The 17,958-nt window shown below is 69.9% G+C and carries 13 protein-coding genes and 1 pseudogene; 9 read left to right on the forward strand and 5 right to left on the reverse strand.

Annotation, left to right across the window (positions count from 1 at the left end):
* Window positions 1-206 precede the first annotated feature (206 nt).
* The 6 genes from QE449_RS19355 to QE449_RS19380 all read left to right on the forward strand — a co-directional run bounded on the left by QE449_RS19355 (window position 207) and on the right by QE449_RS19380 (window position 8,646).
* Window positions 207-2,087, forward strand: coding sequence for an Hsp70 family protein (locus QE449_RS19355; protein ID WP_307109451.1), 1,881 nt, complete (start codon window positions 207-209; stop codon window positions 2,085-2,087).
* Window positions 2,084-4,027: a LuxR C-terminal-related transcriptional regulator gene (locus QE449_RS19360; RefSeq protein ID WP_222640646.1), complete on the forward strand. Its 1,944-nt coding sequence runs from the start codon at window positions 2,084-2,086 to the stop codon at window positions 4,025-4,027. Before QE449_RS19355 ends, QE449_RS19360 begins: the two co-directional genes overlap by 4 nt.
* Window positions 4,024-5,130: a hypothetical protein gene (locus tag QE449_RS19365; protein ID WP_307109452.1), complete on the forward strand. Its 1,107-nt coding sequence runs from the start codon at window positions 4,024-4,026 to the stop codon at window positions 5,128-5,130. Before QE449_RS19360 ends, QE449_RS19365 begins: the two co-directional genes overlap by 4 nt.
* 127 nt (window positions 5,131-5,257) lie before the next feature.
* Window positions 5,258-6,367, forward strand: coding sequence for a hypothetical protein (locus QE449_RS19370; RefSeq protein WP_307109453.1), 1,110 nt, complete (start codon window positions 5,258-5,260; stop codon window positions 6,365-6,367).
* Between the two features lie 201 nt (window positions 6,368-6,568).
* Complete coding sequence (locus tag QE449_RS19375; RefSeq protein ID WP_307109760.1) at window positions 6,569-7,840, forward strand: S1 family peptidase; 1,272 nt, start codon at window positions 6,569-6,571, stop codon at window positions 7,838-7,840.
* Window positions 7,841-8,307: 467 nt separating this feature from the next.
* Window positions 8,308-8,646, forward strand: a complete 339-nt coding sequence (locus QE449_RS19380) for a hypothetical protein (RefSeq protein ID WP_051613628.1) — start codon at window positions 8,308-8,310, stop codon at window positions 8,644-8,646.
* 67 nt (window positions 8,647-8,713) lie between these two features.
* On the opposite strand, the gene QE449_RS19385 is transcribed toward QE449_RS19380, so the two are convergent.
* Window positions 8,714-9,382 carry an ammonium transporter gene (locus QE449_RS19385; protein WP_307109454.1) on the reverse strand — a complete coding sequence of 223 codons (669 nt, stop codon included), beginning with the start codon at window positions 9,380-9,382 and terminating at the stop codon, window positions 8,714-8,716.
* Window positions 9,383-9,875: 493 nt separating this feature from the next.
* Here QE449_RS19385 and QE449_RS19390 point away from each other — a divergent pair, with 493 nt between their 5' ends.
* From QE449_RS19390 to QE449_RS19395, 3 genes and pseudogenes are all read left to right on the forward strand, one after another.
* Window positions 9,876-13,298 (forward strand): (Fe-S)-binding protein, encoded by a 3,423-nt coding sequence (locus QE449_RS19390; protein ID WP_307109455.1) that lies wholly within the window; start codon window positions 9,876-9,878, stop codon window positions 13,296-13,298.
* A gap of 300 nt (window positions 13,299-13,598) precedes the next feature.
* Window positions 13,599-13,661, forward strand: a pseudogene (locus QE449_RS21495) (hypothetical protein); the annotation flags it as partial.
* A 493-nt stretch (window positions 13,662-14,154) separates the two neighbouring features.
* A complete protein-coding gene (locus QE449_RS19395) occupies window positions 14,155-14,511 on the forward strand; it encodes a hypothetical protein (protein ID WP_307109456.1) in 357 nt (118 codons plus the stop codon).
* A 90-nt stretch (window positions 14,512-14,601) separates the two neighbouring features.
* Here QE449_RS19395 and lhgO read toward each other — a convergent pair whose 3' ends face one another.
* The 4 genes from lhgO to pnuC are packed head-to-tail and all read right to left on the reverse strand — an operon-like array spanning window position 14,602 to window position 17,939.
* Window positions 14,602-15,795, reverse strand: a complete 1,194-nt coding sequence (lhgO, locus tag QE449_RS19400; protein ID WP_222640659.1) for an L-2-hydroxyglutarate oxidase — start codon at window positions 15,793-15,795, stop codon at window positions 14,602-14,604.
* Window position 15,796: 1 nt separating this feature from the next.
* A complete protein-coding gene (locus QE449_RS19405) occupies window positions 15,797-16,264 on the reverse strand; it encodes an SRPBCC family protein (RefSeq protein WP_307109457.1) in 468 nt (155 codons plus the stop codon).
* On the reverse strand, window positions 16,261-17,313 hold the full coding sequence (locus tag QE449_RS19410) for an AAA family ATPase (RefSeq protein WP_307109458.1): 1,053 nt from the start codon (window positions 17,311-17,313) through the stop codon (window positions 16,261-16,263). The genes QE449_RS19405 and QE449_RS19410 overlap by 4 nt, the downstream gene beginning before the upstream one ends.
* Complete coding sequence (pnuC, locus tag QE449_RS19415; protein ID WP_307109459.1) at window positions 17,310-17,939, reverse strand: nicotinamide riboside transporter PnuC; 630 nt, start codon at window positions 17,937-17,939, stop codon at window positions 17,310-17,312. Before pnuC ends, QE449_RS19410 begins: the two co-directional genes overlap by 4 nt.
* Window positions 17,940-17,958 lie beyond the last annotated feature (19 nt).

Below are 17,958 nucleotides of genomic sequence, written 5' to 3' on the forward strand. Positions count from 1 at the left end.
GTCGACTAGTGAGGTGTCCCAACGGGGCGCAGCCCCCTTCCTGCACCCCGGGGGTCGCCCCGGGGCAGATCGGGGTGACTAGGGGGCATAGGGGATAGGACCGCTCTACTCTTGTGACCTGTAACGAAACGGACCATCGAGACGACAGTGCCGGTGGACAGCTACGGCGTCACGGCGACGTGCCCGACAGCAGGTCCGACACAGCCTTGACGAGCACGAATATCGACGAGCACGGAAACGGAGTCGGCGCCATGGCAACGGATCAGGGACGATCATCAGGTCTGGGACTGGACGTCGGCTCGAGCACCTCGACGGCGGTCGCCGTGGACGGTCCGGGACATCTCGGTGACGCCGTCACCGTCGTGCGGTCCACCGCACTGTCGGTCACGCCCGACCGTGAACCCGCCCTGGCCGCGCCGGGCACCGTCGACACCACGGCCCTGACCGGCTTCGCCGGCCGCGTCGGCGATCCGGTCGCGCTGGTCACCGAGGACGGACGCAGCTACACCGGCGACGAGCTCTACGCGACGACGCTGGACTGCCTCGTCCGCGAGGCACGCACGGCCGGCGCCGACGACGATGCCGCAATCGTGGTGACCTACCCGACGTCGTGGCCCGAGTACACGGTGGACCGGCTGCGCAACGCGGCTGCCCGCCACGGCCTCACCGACGTCACCTTCGTTCCCGACGCTCTCGCCGCGACGGCATGGATGCAGCAGTCGCCGGACGCGGTGGCGGACGGCGTCGTGCTGGTCGCGGACCTGGGTGCGAGCGCCCTGACCGTGTCGGTCGTGCGCACGGGTGCCGATTCGGCGATCCTCGGACGCGGTGCGCGCAGCGAGGACGTCAGCGGCGCCCACATCGACCAGGTCGTGTTGGCGCACGTGCTCGACAACGTCGACTCGTCGTCGCTCGATCCCTTCGATCCCGCGACGGTCGAGGCCCTCACGACCCTGCGCACGCACTGCGCGACGGCCAAGGAAGCACTGTCCTCCGACACCGAGACGGTCGTGCCGGTGCACCTGCCCGGCATCGACACCGACGTGCGACTGGTGCGGTCGGAGATCGAGGAACTACTGCGCGAGACGTTCGACGACGTCACCCGGGTACTCGGCGAGGCGCTGCGCACCGCGGGTGTCGACGGCGACGCGGTGGACCGTGTGCTGCTGGTCGGCGGCGGCGCGTCGATCCCCATGCTCACCGAGACCGTGTCCTCCGCGCTGCGCAAGCCGGTGACCGTCGGCGAACAGCCCGCGGCCACCGCCGCGACCGGAGCCGCACTGCTCGCCGCCGACATCGCTTCTGCCGGGGCAGAACTGAACCGCCCGGGCGCAGCGGCACTCGCTGCCGTCGCCGCCGGTTCCACCGTCGACGACGACGAGACCGACCTGCTCCCTCCGGTCACCGAGAGTCCCGCCTCGGCCCGAACCTCCACGCCCGCACCGGTGTCGCGCTCGGCACACGCCAAGGACGCCCCGTCGCGCGGTAAGCGCACCGCCGTCATCGGCGGCGTCGCCGCTGCCGTGATCCTGCTGGCCGCTGGTGGCCTCTCCGTCGGCACCGGTCTCGTCGGCGGATCGTCGGAGAACACCGGCCCCTCCACCAGCAGCGCGGTGGCCCCGGCCGCCGCGGACGGTTCCGTGAGCGCGACCCCGACCACCGCCGCCGCCGGCGTCGACCCCGTGACGGGGCAGCCGCGCACCACCGGAGCCGCCGGAGCGCCGACCAGCGGCGCCGCAGCAGCACCGGGGGCTGCGGTTCCCGGCGCGACCGCGCCCGGCTCGACCGGATCGGCCGCGGTACCGGGCGCCACCGCGCCGAACGCTGCTGTGCCGAACGCACCGGCGCCGCAGTTCACCGCTCCGAGCGTCCCGACGGCCCAGGTGCCCCAGGCTCCGGCCTACACCGCACCCTCGCTGCCGCAGTACACACCGCCGAACGTCATCGGCGGCGTCACGGACGGCCTCGGCAATGTGGTGGGAGGCGTCGGCGGTGTCGTGGGCGGTCTCGGGAACACCACGGGCGGCGTCGTCAACGGGCTCGGCAACACCGTCGGCGGGCTGACGAGTCCCCTCACCGGGCAGTGACTTCGCCCGACGAGCGGTCGGCCCTCGACGCTCTGCTGTCCGCGCACGATCACACCGCCCTCGTGGTGGTGACGCTCGCGTCGGTCGGTGTGGCCCCGGATCCGTATCTCGTCGCCGATGTCGCCGACGTCCCGATGCCCGACGCCGCCGCCGCCGTGGAGCGCACCCGGGGCTGCGGGGTCCTGTCCGACGAGGGCCTGCTGTCGGACTCCGCGCGCGGTGCCCTGCGCGTGGTGATGGGCGAGCACGGAATGCTCGGCGTGCTGCGTCGCCTGGCACGGGTGCACCTCGACAGTGGCGGTCTCGGTGGTGATCTCGCGGTCTCGCTCGCGGATGCGGGTCTGCGCGATCCCGATCTCGCACAGCACCTGGTCGGATTGGCCTCCGCCGCAGACCGTCTCGCCGCACGACGACTCTGGGACGCGGCCTCCGCGGCGGGTGCGCAGGGCACCGACATCTCCGTGCCCTACGCCGACGCCCTGCTCGCGAGCGGAGATCTCGACACCGCGGCGCTCACGGTGGACGCGGTGCTGTCCGCCGAGGCGCCGTCACCCGACGGAGTACGCGGAGCCGTTCGCGTCGCCTCCACGGTCGCACTGATGCGCGGCACCGCGTCGCACGCCGCCGACCTCTACCGGTGGCTCGGGCCGGACCGCATCGGACCGGATGCGGCGTACGCGGTGACGACGCTTCTCGCCGTGGGGGACGCCGACTGCGCCGCGACGTTCGTCCGCGCGCACGGCGGCCTCCGCCCCGTCCCGCCCACGTCGGCGAACGCCCGCTCGACGCTGGTGGCCCGCGGGCTCCTCGACTCACTGACCGAACCCGCCACTGTGGCAACGGGTTCGCTGCTGCGCGCCGCCTCGATGGCCGACACCGCGGTGGGCGCCCGGGCCGAGCCGGAACATCCCGCGGTGATCGCGGCACTGATCGCTCTGCACACCGGCGACCCCGCCACCGCCCGAGCGGTGCTGACCGAGACCATCGCCGCGGATCCGGGGTGCGCGGTGTCCACGCGGTGCCGTCTGCTGCTCGCCTGGTCGGCCCTCGTGGCCGGCGACACGGGTGTCGATCCCACCTCGGGCGTCGACCCGGCCACGCTCCCCCAACGGGACGCCCTGTCCTACTTCGCACTTCGCGTCGCCACCGCCCGCCGACGCGGAGATACCGGCGCCCTCATGTCCGCGTGGCAGGAGGCCCGGCGCACCGTCGCGGAGGCCGAACCCGATCTCTTCTCCCTCATCCCGCTCGGTGAACTGTGGCTCGCCGCAGTGCGCCTCGGGGACACGGCACGCATCGCGCACTCCGTCTCCGCGGCCACCGCACTGGTCGCCTCGCTCGGCGAACCACCGACCTGGGCGGCCACGTGGCACTGGTACGGCGTGCAGGCCGCCATCCTCGGCGGCGCCCCGGCCGACCTGCTCCCCCACGCTCGTGCGCTCGGCTCGTTCGCCGACCGCAGTCCCCACGCCGCAGCACTCGCCTCCGCAGGCAAGGCATGGCTCCGTGTCCTGCAGGGCGAGCCCGACGTCGCCGAGGTCGAGACGTCCGCTCGTACCCTGGAGAAGTTCGGTCACGCCTGGGACGCGGCACGGCTCGCCAGTGACGCCGCCCTGCGCGTCGCCGACACCCGCGACGCCACCGCCCTGCTGCAGATCGCCCGCGACATCGGTGCCGTCGCGGCGACGGCCGAGCCCACCGAGCCCGGTTCCGCGTCGCTGGGGGCGCTGACCGAGCGTGAGGCGGAGGTGGCGCATCATCTCGTACTGGGCCTGACGTACCGCGAGATCGGCGCCCAGATGTACATCTCGGCCAAGACGGTCGAGCACCACGTCGCGCGGATCCGTCGACGTCTGGGAGCGCAGTCGCGCTCGCAGATGCTGTCGATGCTCCGCGCGGCCGGCTACGCACAGGACAAGGAACGACGGGTACACGCATGAACACCGGGCACGACGCCGCACCGATCACCCGAGCCACCGGGATCCACATCACCGATCTGACGTCGACGGCCGTCGTGGTGTCGACGACCTCGGGTGAACTGGTCCGCGTGCCGGTGACGGCCGAGACGGTCCTCTACCTCCTGCCCGACGGCACGACGACCCTGCACCGGCCCGACGCGCTGACGGCGGACATCGACGTCGTCGATCGCTTCATGGCTCGCGTCGGTGACCCGTCCGGCGTGGTCTCGTCCCGCGGCGTACCCATGCGCGCCGAGGATCTCGTCGCGACCATGATGTTCCTGCTGCTCAGTGAGACCGTCGACGCCGGCGAGGACGTCCGCGTCCTCACGGCCGGAGCTGCCCATCCCGCCGACTGGTCACCCGAGCGCATCGCCGCGCTGCGGGAGGCGCTCGACTTCGTCGGACTCACCGCGCTGACGCTGCATCCCGAGTCGGCCGATCCCCACGCCACCCTCGGCGCGTCGGAGGAACGGCTGGCGGCCGCCGCGGCTGCCGCGCGTGCCGCCGCCGGGCTCGCGCCGACGACAGGGGCACCGCTGCTCGCGACCGCTGCCGCCTCGACAGCCACCGACAGCGGTGCATCGAGGTCGACACCGCGCGGGCCCCTCGCCCTCCTCGTGGCGGCCGCAGTCGCGACCCTGCTGATCGTGGGCGGCGGTATCGCCTACCTCGCGTCCGATCGGACGGTCAGCACCGCGGTTCCGGCCGTCGAGGACGCCGCCGGTGTCACCGCGCGGCCGACGACGACTCGTCCCGCCCCGTCCACCAGCATCGGCTTCCCGACCGTCGTCCCCGGCGCACCCGCGCCCGCCCCCGCCGAGGCGACACGTGCACCTGCTCGGATCACCACGACCGTGCCCCCGCGCGCACCGGACCCCGAGCCGGCACCCGCGCCCGCTCCTGCCCCGGCGCCGGCACCCGAACCGGCACCCGAGCCCGTGCCCAGCGACCCGCCCGTCGTCGAGGAGCCGGTCGACCCCGCGGAGGGAACGGACCCGGACCCCGACGTTCCGGATACTCCGGACACTCCTGCCGAGCCCGAGTCACCCGCGCCGTCACCCGGCACCACGCCGGTCGGCTAGATCCCCCCTGTGCAGGGGCGGAGCTCAACCGGTACCCCATGACCGTGACGACCGGTACGGTGATCGGACGGGTGCTCGCGGTCGACGTGGCACCGTGTCCGCAACTCGCCGAGGGGGTCGAGTCCGAATGAGCGCGCGCAGCCAGGGGTTCGACGACCCCCGGGTCGACAAGACGATCCACCTCGTCATGGCGTTGACCGACGCCGAGACGGCCGTGTCGGTCGACATCGACGGTGGTACCGAGCTGTTCGAGTGCCCGACGGCGGTGGGCCTGGACTCCGACGGACGCGTCCGCCTCGACGACTCCGAACAGGGAGTTCGCGGATTTCTGTACGCGGTGGGAGACCCCCGCGGACTCGGTCTGGCCGACGGCCGCGTGGTGCGCGCCGAGGACCTCGTCGCCGGATTCGTCCACGCACTGACGGGCATGCTGTCGGAGCTCTACTCTTTGCCCGCCGACGCGCGATGCATGCTGCTCCACCCTGCAGGACTGTCCGCCGACTCGATCGCCGCACTGCGGGACGCCCTCGACTACGTCGGTCTGCAGGACTGCTCGCTGGCTCCCGCGACGTCGGAGAACCCGGCGGTGGCCGTGCGCGCCGCACCCTCGCATCGGTCGTCGCCGGCCACCACGGCGGCCTCGGACAAGGCTTTCGCGGCGATGGTGTCGGACTCGGCCACCGGCAGGACGCGCCGCAGTCGGACTCACAGGAGAACACCCACGCGCGCGGCTGTCTCGGTCGCCGCGGTGGCGCTCGCGTTCCTCGCCGTCGGCGGCGCCGTGGGCACCCACGACCTCGACTCCAGCTCGGTCGCGCCTCTGAACTCGCAGCAGGCCATCACGCCCGCCGCTCCCGTCGTGACGTCGTCGTTGGACAGCACCACGACGTCCGCCGCGCCGCTGCCCGTCCAGGAGCAGGCACCGGCTCCGGTGCAGGAGGCCCCGGCTCCGGAGATCGACACGCCCGACCCCGTCGTGCCGCCCGCACCGCCTGCCGCCGCGGTGGAACCGAGCACCGGTCTCGGGCTCCCGACGGACCGGTTCCCGTTCGCGCCACCGGACATCGACTTTCCCGACTTCCCGTCGTTCCCCGAGGTGACCGTGCCGACGCCGCCGACCGTGGCGAGCAGTACACCCGCACCCACGACCACGTCGACTGTTCCCACGACGACCTCCACGGCGCCGTCCGTCGCGATTCCACGGCTCGGCCCGATGCTGTCTGTGAACCGTCCCTGACGCTCGTCGGGCGCCGGAAACGCTCAGGATGATGCCCTATGCTCGTGCGCTGGCATCGGTACCTCTGCAAACCATGTGCGGACCCGACGGGCCACGGACTGTCACCACTGCGAAGGGAACTTCTTGCGTAACTCGGCGGCCACAGCGGCCACGGGCCAGAGTCACTCCGAGTCGAGCGGCGCATCTCGCAGCGCACGGGTGATGGGGGTGGTGGGCGCGTCGCTGCTGACGCTGAGCCTCGGCACCGCCACTGCCGGCGCAGCACCCGCGTCGGCGGCTCCCGAGCAGCTGTCCGCGGATCGCCTCCCGTCCGAGTTGGTCGACGCCGTGCAGCGCGATCTGCACATGTCGCCGCAGGAGTACCTCGACCGCGCTGCCGAGGCGCAGAAGCTTCGTACCTACGCCGACGACTTCCGTCAGCAGCGCCCGGCGGACTTCGCGGGTGCCTGGATCGGCGACGACGGCGTTCCCGTCGTCGCGGTCACCACCTCGGAGGCCGCGAGCCAGGTGGCGCAGGACGGCTACCGCAGCCGCCAGTCGCCCGTGTCGGCGGACACGCTCGAGCAGTCCCTCGACGACTTCGGTCGCTGGGTGTCGGGTCTGCCCCGCGAGGTCTCGTCACAGATCAACTCGGCGGCTGTCGACGTGCTCGGCGGACGGGTGATCGTCGACATCGCCAACAGTCCGATCGGGCGCGCGCTGAATCTGCCGACCGCCATCGCCAACCTCCAGGTGCAGCTGTCCCCACCCGCTCCCGGTCCGACGCGTCCGCCTGCCGTGATGGGCGGCGACGACTACGTGACGTCCGCCGGCGACATCACCACCGCGCCGCTCGAGGACATCGAGATCTGCTCGTTCGGGTTCAGCGCCACCGACAGGGCCGGAACGCCGGTCAATCTGTCTGCGGGACACTGTGATCCGGGTAACTCCGCCTCGGTGTACCTGCCCAATCGTGACGACATCCGCGCCAGTACTCCCGTCGGCGACTTCACCACGTCGAATGTCGGCGGCAGCGACGGACTCGACTACTCCGTCATCGCGCTGAACGACGCCGGCGTGGCCGCCGGGCTCGACCAGCCCACCGTGCGGGGAGCCAACGGCACCGCCCTCACGATCACCGGAACGGCCTCGCCCGTCATCGGCGCTCCGGTGTGCAAGTCCGGTCAGGCGTCGTCCTTCACGTGTGGTCTCGTCGCTGCGGACCGCGTCGAGACGCAGCTCTTCCTGGGTGACGGCGACAGCCGCACGGTGCGTGGATTCGCCAGTACCGCCTGCACTCTCGCGGGTGACAGCGGCGGCGCCATCGTCACAGGGACACTCGCGCTCGGCATCACCAGCGGATCCAACAGCGGCGCCGCTCCGAGCTGCGGCGAGGCCAACCTGGCGCTCGCTCAGTACGGCGGAACCGCCAGCCTGGGCATCCCCGTCGATGCCGTCACCGCGGCCACCGGAACGACCGTCCGAACGTCGTGAGATAGCACAACGTTCGGTCTCCTTGGTGCGGTAATGTCACCCGTCGAGGCAGGGTGCCTCCGCACCTCGATCGTGCGTCGTCGACACACGGAAGGCCCGACATGGGATACCTCCAGCTCGCTCTCACCGTCTTCGGATACATCATCGGGATCGTCACGAACGCCGGCGCCTTCGGAAGCTGACCTCCCTTCACCACACTGTCGCGGCCCCGTCGTCTTCGGACGACGGGGCCGCTGCCGTGAGTATCGAGGAATCAAAAAGACACGGGCACATCACTTTACGGATTCCGTCACGTAACGCACTCTGGCCACAGTGGTATCGTGGGACACGCGCAGTCCACTCCGTCACCAACGTCGGTGACGTTCGAGTGTCGACCGTTCCGTTCATCCCACGAGGAGGTGTACCGCTGTGCTGCGCTGCGTTCGATACCCGATGACCTTCGGCTGTTCCCCGAAGGAGGTATCGCTGTGACCGACATCGCCGATTCGTCACTCCCCCGCGAGACCCAGTCCCCGGCCGCGATCTACACGGCGGAAAAGATGTCGTCTGCACGGGCGGCCCTGAGTTCCGTTGCCCGCGATCCCCGACTCGCCGACGCTTCCGTGCTGTTGGGCGCGCTGTCGGTGGTGGCGTTCTGGAGCTTCGGCTTCGGTGTTCTGCTGGGCATCGCCGCGCTCGTCGCCGGCGTCCTGGCCACCCGCGTTCCCGATGCCGATCGCGCAGACACCGTCATCGGACTGCTCACCGGAGCCGTTGGTGTGATCGCGGGTGGCATCTTCCTCGCCGCCGCCGTTCCCTGGCTCTGATCCACTCCGCCTGAAACGAGAGAAGGCCGCCACCCGATGGGTGGCGGCCTTCGTCGTGTTCCAAGTCTTACAAAGCGAACTTGGAGGTTCCCGGAGCAGCGTTGTACGTGTTGAGCAGATCGATACCGGCGACGACCAGGGTCGGTCCACCCGCGACGATCGTGCCGATGACGCCACCGACACCGGCGCCCGGCACGATGCCGATCGCGGGGACGATGATGCCGCCGATGACTGCACCGATGATGGTGCCGGTCAGTCCGCCGATGGAGGTGGCGAGACCGAGCTGCGAGGCGAAGGACTGCTCGGCAGCGGTGTTCTCGGCGGGCGATGCCACCGTGTTCTCGAGCGCGTTCGGGGCGAGGCCCATCGGTGCTGCGAGGTTCGGGATGAGCTTCACGGTGCGGCCCTCGTCGGTGTACTCGACACCGTAGGGGAACTCGACGCCGTTGAGGTTGAACGACAGCGGAAGGCTCAGGATCGTGTTGCCCTCCTCGTCCACCAGGTCGACGGTCTTGCCGTCGTCGGACGCACGGAACATGCCGGCGTCGACGGTGGTGACGACGCCACCAGCCTCGACGCGCGATGCCCAGTTCAGCTCGGAGTTCTCCGCGGGAGCACTCTCGGTGGTCGTCGCGGAGGGGGTGGTGGTGGCCGGCTGCGCGTACGCAGTACCGGTGGCCACGCCCAGGGAGGCGATCGCGATCGCAGAGGTTGCGACGAGTCGACGCAGTGTCATCTAGATGTTCCGTTCGTTCAGGTTCGTGGTGTCGGACCCCGACACGAGCACTGTAGCGGTTGACGGGGACACAACCGAATATCAGGTCCGTTTTCAGTACTCGATCCGGGAATTGTCCGTGTGAACAGCCACGATGTGACCTCATTCACGGACGAGGTGGCTCGTGAAGGGTAACAAAATGGTCGCGATGAGGGGCGACTTCCTCGGCGGCCCGAAGTTACCCATGAGGCAAGTTAGGAATACCTGTGCGGGAGGCCTGTCGCTGTGCCGTAATACGGTAGGGCTCATCGCGTGTGCGGGACGGATCAGCCCTCCGTCCGACCTGCGGTGATGTCGACCGAAATGCTAAGTTACCGATCGGTAGAACCCTTGTGGTTACCGGCTGGTAACTTCGAGTGGGACAGATGCATCCGGGCTGACCGTCGGACCGCCCCCTGTGGCCGGCCGGAAGCGTAGGGCGACGGAATGGCCGTCGCCGAAGAAAGGCAGCGTCATGAATGCCCTGACGATCACCCTCGGCACCGTCGGTGCCCTGCTCAGCATCGTGTGTTGGGCCTACTTCTTCCGCGGTGCCGCGATGATGGTGCGATCCATCGCGCTGGGACAGCCGGACAGGACACGTCTGCGACCGTTCGTTCCGCGGTTCAAGCAGATGTGCATCGAGTTCGCTGCGCACACCCGGATGAACAAGTTCCGCTCCGTCGGCTGGGCGCACTGGTTGGTGATGGTCGGCTTCATGCTCGGCGCCATCCTGTGGTTCGAGGCCTACGGGCAGACGTTCAATCCCGAGTTCCACTGGCCACTCATCGGTGACCTCGCGATCTACCACCTGATGGACGAGATCCTGGGCCTGGGCACCGTCATCGGCATCGTGACGCTGATGATCATCAGGCAGCGGAACCACCCTCGCTCCCCCGAGCGCCTCTCCCGCTTCTCCGGCTCCAACTTCCGTGCCGCCTACTTCGTCGAATTCGTGGTGCTGCTCGAGGGCCTCGGCATGATCTTCGTGAAGGCCGGCAAGATCGCCACCTACGGACACGCCAACCCGTGGACCGACTTCTTCACCATGAACCTGGCCAAGCTGCTCCCCGCGAGCGCGGTCCTGGTCTCGATCTTCGCCTTCGTCAAGCTCATGTCCGGCATGGTCTGGCTGCTGATCGTCGGGCGCAACATCACGTGGGGTGTCGCATGGCACCGGTTCAGCGCGTTCTTCAACATCTACTTCAAGCGTGAGGACGACGGCGGAGTCGCGCTCGGCGCGGCCAAGCCGATGATGTCCGGCGGCAAGGTCCTCGAGATGGAGGAGGCCGACCCCGACGTCGACGCGTTCGGTGCCGGCAAGATCGAGGACTTCACCTGGAAGGGCTGGCTCGACTTCACCACGTGCACCGAGTGCGGCCGCTGCCAGTCGCAGTGCCCGGCGTGGAACACGGGAAAGCCGCTCTCACCCAAGCTGCTCATCACCTCGCTCCGCGACCACGGCAACGCCAAGGCGCCGTACCTGCTCGCCGGTGGCCGCAAGGACATGGGGGGCGACGAGATCGGCCTGGTCGACGCGGACGGCAAGCCGGACGAGGCCAAGCTCGCGAAGATCCCGCAGGCCGCCCGTGACGAGGCCGAGCGCCCGCTGGTCGGCGAGACCACTCTCGACGGCGGTCTCGGCGGAATCATCGATCCCGAGGTGCTGTGGAGCTGCACCAACTGCGGCGCCTGCGTCGAGCAGTGCCCCGTCGACATCGAGCACGTCGACCACATTCTCGACATGCGTCGCTACCAGGTGCTCATCGAGTCGGAGTTCCCCTCCGAGCTGGCCGGCCTGTTCAAGAACCTGGAGAACAAGGGCAACCCCTGGGGCCAGAACGCCAAGGACCGCACCAACTGGATCTCGGAGCTCGACTTCGACGTGCCGGTCTTCGGCCAGGACGCCGACAGCTTCGAGGACTTCGAGTACCTCTTCTGGGTCGGCTGCGCCGGCGCCTACGAGGACCGCGCGAAGAAGACCACCAAGGCCGTCGCGGAACTGCTCGCCACCGCTGGCGTAAAGTTCATGGTGCTTGGCGCCGAGGAGACCTGCACCGGCGACTCCGCTCGCCGCGCGGGCAACGAGTTCCTGTTCCAGCAGCTCGCGATGCAGAACATCGAGACCCTGAACTCCGTGTTCGAGGGTGTCGACGAGAGCCGTCGCAAGATCGTCGTCACGTGCGCGCACTGCTTCAACGCACTCGGCAACGAGTACCCGCAGGTGGGCGGCAAGTACGAGGTCGTCCACCACACCCAGCTGCTCAACCGCCTCGTGCGGGCCAAGAAGCTGGTGCCGGTGGCGTCGGTGCAAGAGGACGTCACGTACCACGACCCGTGCTTCCTGGGACGCCACAACAAGGTGTACGACGCACCCCGCGAGCTGATGGCGGCGTCGGGCTCCACACTCAAGGAGATGCCGCGTCACGGCGAGCGCTCCATGTGCTGCGGCGCCGGTGGTGCTCGCATGTGGATGGAAGAGAAGATCGGCAAGCGGATCAACATCGACCGCGTCGACGAAGCGCTCGACACCCTGGGTGGCAGCACCACCGCGACGCAGAAGATCGCGACCGGCTGCCCCTTCTGCCGGGTCATGCTCAACGACGGTGTCACCGCACGCCAGGAGGCCGGTGGCAACGACAACGTCGAGGTCATCGACGTCTCGCAGATGCTGCTCAGCTCGATCACGCGCCTGGACTCCGCACAGCTCGGCGAGAACATCAAGGTGGTGCCGCGGGCCAAGCCCGTGGTCGTCCCTGCCGAGGAGCCCGTCGACACCCCCAAGGCCGAGTCCGTCGCCACCGAGGACGTCGCCGCCGCAGAGGAGAAGGGTCGCGTCGAAGAGATCGAGACGGCCGCAGCGGGTGGCGATCCCGCTGCCCCCGCGCCCGGCAAGGGTCTGAAGATGAAGGGCCTGGCCAAGGCTCCGGGCGCCAAGGCACCCGGCGCGAAGGCTCCGGCCAAGCCCGCCGAGTCGCCCAACGCCGACGGTGACGACGCAGCCGACGCGTCCAAGCCGAAGGGCCTCGGCATGGCCGGCAAGGCGAAGGCACCGGGCGGCAAGGGGCTGCAGCTCAAGGGTCGTCCTCTGGGCGCGAAGGCACCGGGATCTGCCGCAGCTGCTCCGGCCGGGAAGCCGGAACCGACCGACGCTCCCGCCGAGACGGCCAGTGAGGCATCCGAGTCGTTGCCGACGGTCAAGCCCAAGGGTCTCGCCGTGAAGTCCGGGTTCAAGAAGCCCGGCGCCAAGGCGCCGGGGTCGGCAGCTCCTGCTTCTGCGGCTCCTGCTTCCGCTTCCGCCGAAGCACCGGCTGCCGAGGCACCGGCACAGGCGGCCGAGTCGATGCCGACCGTCAAGGCCAAGGGTCTCGCCGTGAAGTCCGGGTTCAAGAAGCCCGGCGTCAAGGCATCGGGATCCGCGGCCGCACCGGCGGCTGATGCACCGGCCGAGGCACCGGCCGAGGCTTCCGCTGAGACGTCTGCCGCGGCTTCCGCTGAGACGTCTGCCGAGGCACCGGCCGAGGCTTCCGCTGCGGCACCAGCCGAGGCACCGGCACAGGCGACCGAGTCGATGCCGACCGTCAAGGCCAAGGGTCTCGCCGTGAAGTCCGGGTTCAAGAAGCCCGGCGCCAAGGCACCGGGTTCTGCGGCACCCGCCGCAGCGCCCGAGCCGGAGGCACCTGCCGAGTCGGAGGCACCGGAGTCGGCGGCACCCGCAGAGCAGGCACCCGAGGAGACGGCCGCTCCTACGCCGGAGTCGAACGGTGCTGCCGAGTCGAACGGTGCCGCCGAGTCGAACGGCGCCGCGGAGCCCGCAGACACCCCGGCGCCGCCGCAGCCGAAGGCCGGTGGGCTCGGGTTCAAGTCGGGAGCGAAGGCGCCGGGCAAGAGGCCCTGACCGAACACCCGTTGCAGTAGCCGAACACCCTCTCCAGCGTGCTGGGGAGGGTGTTCGCGTTGTGTGCGGTGTGCGGCTCGGGACCGCAGTCCCCGCACCGCAGAAGGCACCACCCGGCACGCGGCTCCGCTCCCCCAGAGCCACACACCACTTGCCGCCATCGAACACCCTGTCCAGCGTGCTGCGAGGGGTGTACGCGTCACGGACCCTGTGCAGCTCACGCATCCACAGGCCTCGGGCGATCCCCAGCGCGGCACCGGAGGCCCGCCCGAGCACCACCGGTGCGGCAACCTTCGGCGCATGGCCCGCATCATCACGCGCTCTCAGGCATTGACCGACGGATTCACCGACTCCGAGCTCCGCCGACTCTGCCGCGACGGCACCCTCACCCGCCTGCGCCGCGGGGCCTACGCGGGTGCGCCTGACATCGAGAACCTGACCGACACCGATCGGCACCTCCTCGTCGCGCGGGCAACCATGGCGCGCGCGACCGCCCCCGACACCGTGTCGAGCCACGCGAGTGCCGCCCTGCTGCACGGGATCACGCTGTGGGACGTGCCGCTGGGCACCGTCCACCTGACGCGGAACCGTAGAACCGGGGGTCGCCGCGGACAGCTCCGCACAGTGCACGCGTCGCCCTACGACCCGGACGAGGTCACCGAGGTGGAGGGCCTCCGCGTGACCACTGTGGCCCGCACGATCGCGGACCTGGCCTGCAGCCTCCCGTTCGAGCAGGCCGTCTGCGCGGCGGACGATGCCGCGCGTCGGCTCGGGGTACTCGGCACGGAGGTGGCGGCGGTGCTCGCCCGACGGCCGACCCGCAACGGCCGCTCGCGCGCTCCGGGTGGCTCGGTTCATGAACGCTGGAGCGGAGAGCGTCGGCGAGTCACGGAGCCGCGTACTGCTCCACGAGTCGGGCTTCGTCGTCGAGGTGCAGCGAATGGTGCACTGTGCGAACCGATCTCATCGCGTGGACTTCTTCCTGCCCGAGTCGAACGTGGTGGGCGAGTTCGACGGGCGCGTGAAGTACGGCCGCCTCGTGCCCACGGGTGACACTCCCGCTGACGTGCTGTGGCGCGAGAAGCTCCGGGAGGACGAGATCCGAGACACGGGGTACGAGATGGCGCGCTGGACGTGGGGCGATCTGGAGTTCCCCGAGTCGATCATCGGGCGGATCCGCCGCGCCGAGGCGCGATCCGCACGCCGACCATGACATCCACACCCCCTCCAGCCTGCGGAACGGGGTGCAGCTCAACGCAACCGGTGCACGACGCCACCAGCAGCACCCGAAGACACACCGCCCCTACCGCGCCCCCTCCAACTGCCCGACGATGTGCTCCGCGATACCCAGCGCCGCGGTGGCGGCGGGTGAGGGCGCGTTGAGCACGTGCACCTGGCCGGGCCGCTGTTCGTAGTAGAAGTCGTCGACCAGTGCACCGCTGCGGTGGATCGCCTGCGCCCGCACTCCCGCATGGGTGGGGACGAGGCTGTCCGAGGGCAGGTCCGGCACCAGCTCGCGCAGACTGGCGAGGAAGCGCGCGGACGACACCGACCGGGCCACCTCCTGCGCTCCGGTGCGCCAGTAGCGCCGACCGAGTCGCCACAGCCCGGGCCATGCCAGCGCGTCGGCCACGTCGCGCGGCGCGATGTCGCGCCACCGATAGCCCTCGCGCGCCAGTGCGAGAACGGCATTCGGTCCGGCATGAACGGTGCCGTCGATCATGCGGGTGAGGTGGACGCCGAGAAAAGGCAGCGTCGGGTCGGGCACCGGATAGATGAGCCCGCGCACCAGGTGGCTGTACTGCGGTGCCAGTTCGAAGTACTCGCCGCGGAACGGCAGGATGCGGACGGCCGGGGTGACTCCGGCCATGCGGGCGATGCGGTCGCTGTGCAGTCCGGCGCAGTTCACCAGCAGGTCGGCAGCGATCAGCGTCTCCGACTGCCCTGTGCGACAGCGCACCTCGACCGATCCACTGATCGCGACGACCTCGGCGCCCAGCACCACGTCACTGCCGGCGTCCTCGATCTCGCGTCGCAGCGTGGCACACACCGCCCGGTAGTCGACGATGCCGGTGGACTCCACCCGCAGCGCCGCCACCGCGCGCACCGCGGGTTCGTACTCTCGCGCCTCGTCCGCGGTGATCATCCGGCACGGCACCCCGTTGACGGCGCCGCGCTCGGCCAGGGCTCGCAGTGCCGGTACCTGCGCCTCGGTGGTGGCGACCACGAGCTTGCCGCAGACGTCGACGGGCAGGTCGTGCTCGCGGGCGAAGTCCCGCATCGACACGGACCCGGACACGGCGAGCGTGGCCTTGAGGCTGCCGGGCGCGTAGTAGAGACCCGAATGGATGACACCGGAATTGTTGCCCGTTTGATGCGTCGCGGTGTCCGACTCCTTGTCCAGCACCGTCACCCGGTACCCGCGGCGCACCAGCGCCCGCCCCGTCGCGAGGCCCACGATGCCGGCCCCGACCACCACCACGTGCCCACCGTGCATGTCAGGACTCGACGATCGCCTTGATCGCGGCGAGCGTGCGGGGAATCCCGTCGAGTGCGGCGGTACGGCGGATCTCGATCTCCTCCTGCGCGCGATCGCCGAACTTCGTGTGGAAGTACTCGATCCCCTGCTCGGTGAACAGCCACGATTCGGTGAGCTGCGTCGAGTTCTCGTCGATCGCCTCGAGGGTGTATTCCCACCGCACGAACGAGTCGCCGACGAGCCAGGCGAACTCGGTGCCCGGGATGGCGACGGCGACGGTCGAGACCGTCTCCCAGGTGCGGTCGGCGGTGACGTTGCGCCCGGTGAAGGTGGACCCGACCACGTCGGCGCTGCCACCGTCGTTCCACCAGCACTCCTGGCAGATCGGGCTCCACTCCCCGGTCCGGGTGACGTCGGAGACGAGGGCGTACACGGCGTCGGGCGACGCGGCGATCACGATGGAGTCGGAATGCTCGAGTGCGGTCATGCCTCGAGTATGCCGCCGAGCGGCGCCGTGAAGGTGGTTCGTCGCCGAAGTTCCTGCTCCGCCACCCGGATCGCCAACTGCAGGCGCTCCTCACGGCTCCCCGTCAACAACACCCAGGACCGGCCGGTGCGCGTGAGCGCGTCGAGGAACCACCCGGTCATGTCCGCCCGCACTTGTTCAGCGTCACGAATACCGTCCTGCACGAACGGAACTCCGTGATGATCCGTCACCAGATACACCGCGGGTCGATCGTCGGCGACGGCGTGGTGTGACTCGGGGCCGAGGTAACGCCGCTCCCACACCGTCGTCGCGAACGCGTCGGTGTCGCAGATCAGCACAGGCGATCCGCGCCGCGCTGCCGCGTCCTCGTGGGCAGTCTGGGTGCGCGCGATGCGGGCGAAGTCGTCACCGGTCCACACGATGTCGTCGACCGATCCGACCTCCGCGACCTTGTCGAGGGTGTCCTGCCGGCCGAACTCGTCGACGCACTCGGTGTCCGGCCACCGTTGTCGAAAGTGTGCAGCCAGCGCGCCCGCGACGGTGGTGGTGCCCGTCGACTCCGAACCCACCACGACGATGCGCGTCGCCAGACCGGCTCTGGCGGGCGCGTCGAGGCAGCGCCACGAGGCGGCGAGGTCGCGACGACACGCGGTCCCGGACACCGGGAAGGTGCTGCGCGGCAGATCGAACGGCACGTGTCGAGCGTCGAACCACCGCGCCAGTTCCTCGCCGTACGGCTCGCTGGTGACCACCACGTCGACGGGCTCGTTCCCGACGGCCGCGCGCATGCACGCCACCTGGGCCGCCCACACGGCCCGTGAGGTGTGGTCGATCGGTGCGTCGCAGACGATGCCGGTGATCGTGACCGTCTTCTCGCCTGCGTGCGACTCGGTCATCCACGCCACACGGTCTCGCAGAGACACCGACTCCACGGTGGCTGCCATCACCACGACGGTCACCCGGTCGGCCACCGTGGCGGCGAACCGGACCATCGCGTGGTGACCGACGTGCGGCGGATAGAACTTGCCGATGATCAGCGCGTGCCTCATGCCGGCACCTCGACGGCGGCGGGGGTCATCGACCGTGTCCACGCTCGCAGCCCGGCAACGCACAGCGCGATGAATCCCAGATAAAGAACACCGGTCAGCACCAGGTCCTTGTAGAGGTAGAGCGGCACGTACACGACGTCCGCGGCGATCCACAGGAACCAGGACTCACGACGCTTCGTCACCTGGCCCCACGTCGCCAGCAGTGACAGCACGGTCGTCACCGCGTCCCAGAACGGCACGACCGACGTCGTCGCGATGTCGAGGAACCACGTCATGGCCAGCGTGGCCATCACGCCGACGGCGCCGAGCCACCACCATTCCCGACGGCTGGTGGACGTGACCACCAGCGGCCCCTGCGTGCCGCCGCTGACCCACAGGACCCATCCGGACACGGCGAGAGCGATGTAGACGAACTGCAGCGCCGCGTCGGCGAACAGCCCGGCGCCGAAGAACAGCAGGACGAACGCCAGATTGTTGGCGATACCGATGGGCCAGTTCCACACCGACTGCCGTGCGACCAGGACGACGCAGGTGGCGCCCGTGACGAATCCGACGACCTCGACCCACGACGTGGGTGCCCCGAAGGACACGAACGCGGTGGATCCGAGCCACTCGATCAGGGTCATGACGCCTCCTTAGCGTGAT

This window comes from Rhodococcus sp. SORGH_AS_0303 (genome assembly GCF_030819335.1).
In the GTDB taxonomy this organism is placed as follows: domain Bacteria; phylum Actinomycetota; class Actinomycetes; order Mycobacteriales; family Mycobacteriaceae; genus Rhodococcoides.

Excerpts from the sequence above, each read along its gene's own strand:
- pnuC (WP_307109459.1), bottom strand. The coding sequence starts at position 17,939 with ATGACCCTGATCGAGTGGCTCGGATCCACCGCGTTCGTGTCCTTCGGG.
- QE449_RS19390 (WP_307109455.1), top strand. The coding sequence starts at position 9,876 with ATGAATGCCCTGACGATCACCCTCGGCACCGTCGGTGCCCTGCTCAGC.
- lhgO (WP_222640659.1), bottom strand. The coding sequence starts at position 15,795 with ATGCACGGTGGGCACGTGGTGGTGGTCGGGGCCGGCATCGTGGGCCTC.
- QE449_RS19410 (WP_307109458.1), bottom strand. The coding sequence starts at position 17,313 with ATGAGGCACGCGCTGATCATCGGCAAGTTCTATCCGCCGCACGTCGGT.
- QE449_RS19385 (WP_307109454.1), bottom strand. The coding sequence starts at position 9,382 with ATGACACTGCGTCGACTCGTCGCAACCTCTGCGATCGCGATCGCCTCC.
- QE449_RS19395 (WP_307109456.1), top strand. The coding sequence starts at position 14,155 with ATGAACGCTGGAGCGGAGAGCGTCGGCGAGTCACGGAGCCGCGTACTG.
- QE449_RS19365 (WP_307109452.1), top strand. The coding sequence starts at position 4,024 with ATGAACACCGGGCACGACGCCGCACCGATCACCCGAGCCACCGGGATC.
- QE449_RS19375 (WP_307109760.1), top strand. The coding sequence starts at position 6,569 with ATGGGGGTGGTGGGCGCGTCGCTGCTGACGCTGAGCCTCGGCACCGCC.
- QE449_RS19370 (WP_307109453.1), top strand. The coding sequence starts at position 5,258 with ATGAGCGCGCGCAGCCAGGGGTTCGACGACCCCCGGGTCGACAAGACG.
- QE449_RS19405 (WP_307109457.1), bottom strand. The coding sequence starts at position 16,264 with ATGACCGCACTCGAGCATTCCGACTCCATCGTGATCGCCGCGTCGCCC.